The sequence below is a fragment of the Luteitalea sp. genome (genome assembly GCF_022842525.1).
Classification (GTDB): Bacteria; Acidobacteriota; Vicinamibacteria; order Vicinamibacterales; family Vicinamibacteraceae; genus Luteitalea.
This window is the reverse complement of record NZ_JALHPM010000348.1, coordinates 1-3431: the sequence shown is the minus strand read 5'-3', so window position 1 is coordinate 3431 and position 3431 is coordinate 1. Positions and strand designations below refer to the sequence as shown.

4 protein-coding genes are annotated in these 3431 nt (G+C 67.8%); all 4 read left to right on the top strand.

Annotated elements, in window-relative coordinates; genetic code table 11:
• Positions 1-951 (top strand): TraB/VirB10 family protein (locus Q0C41_RS30725; protein WP_291990746.1); only part of this gene is annotated, 951 nt, incomplete at its 5' end.
• Entirely contained in the window at positions 941-1753 is an 813-nt protein-coding gene (locus Q0C41_RS30720; RefSeq protein WP_291990744.1) for a DsbC family protein, read from the top strand. The genes Q0C41_RS30725 and Q0C41_RS30720, both read left to right, overlap by 11 nt.
• A gap of 32 nt (positions 1754-1785) precedes the next feature.
• Complete coding sequence (locus tag Q0C41_RS30715; protein WP_291990742.1) at positions 1786-2391, top strand: TraV family lipoprotein; 606 nt, start codon at positions 1786-1788, stop codon at positions 2389-2391.
• A gap of 17 nt (positions 2392-2408) precedes the next feature.
• A partial coding sequence (locus Q0C41_RS30710; RefSeq protein ID WP_291990740.1) for a conjugal transfer protein TraC occupies positions 2409-3431 on the top strand: 1023 nt, incomplete at its 3' end.

The window sequence follows — 3431 nt, the reverse complement described above, 5'->3', positions numbered from 1 at the left end:
CTGGCCGGCCCACCCGATGCGGCACTGCCGCGCGCGCCCGCCGGGCTGCCGCCTCCGCCGCCACCTCCCGTGGCCTATGCGCGCGGCGCGATGCCGCCCGGCGTGCCGGGGACGGCGTCGCCGAGTGGCATCGATGTCGCTGCCGCGCCAGCCGTGCCGCAACTCATGCGCGTGACGCTTGCCCAGCCAACCAAGGCCGGTGATCCAGCCGAGCCTGGGGGCAAGAAGCCGCGCGAGACGCTGGAGAACTTCCTGCCGGTCAGCTTCACAAAGGGCGTGTTGCTGGGGGGCCTGGACGCGCCTACCGGCGGCCAGGCTCAATCGAATCCGCATCCGGTGCTGATCCGGCTGTCCGACAACTCGGTGCTGCCCAACCGCTTCCGGGCGGAGTATCGGGAGTGCTTCGTCATCGCGGCCGGCTACGGCGACATCAGTTCGGAGCGTGCCTTCCTGCGCACCGAGCTCCTCTCATGCGTGCGGCCGAACGGCGACTCGCTGGAAGTGAAGATCCAGGGCTCGGTCTTCGGCGAGGACAGCAAAGTCGGCATGCGCGGCCGCCTGGTGACCAAGCAAGGCCAGATGCTGGCGAACGCACTGCTCGCCGGCGTGGTCAGCGGCATCGGCCAGGGCTTCTCCCAAGCGAACACCACCTACAGCACGTCGCCGCTGGGATCGGTGGCCACCACATCCGGGGCCGATGCCTACCGCGCCGGCATCGGCTCTGGCGTCGGCAAAGCGATGGACCGGCTCGCCCAGTACTACATCAAGCTCGCGGAACAGACCTTCCCGATCATCGAGATCGACGGTGGCCGCGAGATCGACGTGGTCCTCACCAAGGGTGTCCGCATCGACAACACCGATGCCCCCTCAGCCTCCAACTCTCCCACCTCGCTGCCCGGCCGCATCGAGCCGGCGGAGCGCTACCAGAAGGTGACCACCGATGAAGAATGAACCGTTCCTGGTTGGCGCGCTTATTGCGCTGGCCATGCAGGCCGTACACGCCGGCCCGACAGGTGAGGAAGCTCGCCTGCTGGCCACGCTCAAGCGCACCTATCCGGCAACGACCTTCACCTCGGTCGCCGCAAGCGAGGTCCCCGGTCTCTTTGAGGTCTGGATGGGCCCGAACGTGGCCTACGTGTCGCCGAAGAGCCCACGCTACTTCATCATGGGTCGGCTGCTCGATGCCAAGACGGCGACCGACATCACCGGGCCGAAGCTCGCACGAGCCCAGGCCCTTCGACCGCCGGCAGAGACGATGGAGGTGGCCGAGAAGCCGATCGATCCCGCGCGGCTGCCGCTTCAGGACGCCCTGAAGGTCGTCCACGGGACTGGTGCCCGCATCCTGTACGCGTTCAGCGATCCGGCCTGTTCGTTCTGCCGGCGACTCGAGCCGGAACTCGCCCGGCTTTCGGACGTGACCATCTACACCTTCGTGCTGCCCTTCCAGGGTCGGCAGCTGCCTCAAGCAGTTCTGTGCTCGGGCGACCCGGTGAAGAACTGGCAGGCCGTGATGCTCAACGCCGACACCAGCGGGCTGAACGGGCAGGCCGATTGCGCGACGCCGCTGGATCGCAACGTGCAGTTGGCGCGGCAACTCGGCGTCAACGGCACGCCGACGATCTTCTACGCAGACGGCACGCGCACGACCGGCTACGTCCCCGGCGCCGAGATCGAGCGGCGGCTTGCGTCAGCGATCGCGGGCGACCTGCCGGCCGCGCAGTCGAAAACCGTCACCCAGGTGAGGCCGCAATGAGCAACCGATCCGTTGTCGCCCCAGGCCGCGTCGTGACGCTGCTGGCCCTCTTGGCCCTGCTTGCAGGCTGTACGTCGATCACCGGCCTGGACGGCGACTCGAAGTACGCATGCAAGGCCCCCGAAGGTGTCCGATGCGACTCGCTCTCGGGCAACTACTACAACGCGATCCAGAACAACCTGCCCGTGCAGCGGCGGTCCGCGACGCCCCCGGTCGACACGGCGCCGCAGTCGCCTCCTCCAACGGGGGGCGCGCGCGCTGCCCCGGTGATGCTCAACGCCTCCACCCGCCCCACGGCGAACGACGAGGGCGCGGCGTACCAGGCGGTGCCGTTGCGTGCCGCGCCGCGGGTGCTGCGCATGTGGGTCAAGGCCTGGGAAGACGCAGACCGCGACCTCGTCGGCGAGAGCTTGGTGTACGTCCAGGTCGACAACGGCCGCTGGCTGGTCGATCACGTCCAGCGCCAACAGCGCGAGGCCTTCCTGCCGATCCGCGCGCCGAAGGCACCTGCCTCAACGAAGTCGGCCGGCGCGCCACCCGGGCCGAATGGTCCGTCGACGACACCGACCGAGGACGCGCCCTCCTTGACCCAGGCGCTGCGTGCGCTACAGGGCCGGGCGCCCGCCGCTGATCAATGAACCGTGAGGGCACCTCCATGCTCGAGACCCTTCGCCTCAATCTGTTCGGTGGTGCTTCGTCCGCGGGCTCTGGCGACGGCAACGGCCCCGGGCTGTTCTCGTTCGGACACAAGGACGAGTCGCCGGCCGACCAGTTCGCCAGTTGGCTGCCCTACATCTCGTACCTCGACGACGAACAGTTGTTCGTCAACAAGGACGGCGTCGGATTCCTGCTTGAGGTCATGCCGCAGAGCGGGGCTGACGACCGGATGGTCGACGTGCTCGTGTCGCTCTACTCGAACTGCCCGCCCGACACGGGCATTCAGTTCCACCTCTTTGCGTCCCCGCATGTCTGCCCACCGCTGCGGCGGTACGCCAACCTGCGCATGGAGGACCGCGACCAGCTCCAGAAGGCGCAAACCTTCGGCCGCCCGGCGCGCAACGACAACCTGTACCGCAAACTGGCACGCCGCCGATACGCCCACCTGTCTCACGGAGCGCACCACTCGCTCACGCAGGGCTTCCACTACACCATCCGCGACTTCCGCCTGATGGTCAGCGTGTCGGTCAGGGCCGACCCCGCGAACCTGTCCGATCGCGAGCGCATCATCGGCCTGCGGGACGGCATGGCGACAACGCTGCGCTCGGCCTCGCTACCCAATCGTGTCTGCGACGCAGCCGACCTGATCAACTGGTGCTCGCTGTTCGTCAATCCGGACCGCATCGACGCAGCAACCGCACCGGATCTTCACTACGACGACGGGCGCGAACTGCGCGACCAGATCGTCGATCACGACACCATCCAGGACGCGCGCTCCAACGGTCTGCATCTCTGGAAGGAAGGTGCCGGCGACGGCCTGGACGTCCGCTTCTTCTCTATCAAGTCCTTTCCCGAGCGATTCGGCCTGTGGCAGATGGGGGCGCTCGTCGGCGACCTGATGCAGCCGGCCCTGCAGTACAGCTCGCCCTTCCTGCTGACGATGGGCGTCTACATCCTCGACCCCAATGCCACGAAGACCGTGGTCACGGCGAACCATGTGCGCGCGACGCAGAACGCGGGC

Bases quoted from the DNA above. Each gene is read 5' to 3' on its own strand.
- Q0C41_RS30720 (WP_291990744.1), top strand. From the start codon at position 941: ATGAAGAATGAACCGTTCCTGGTTGGCGCGCTTATTGCGCTGGCCATG.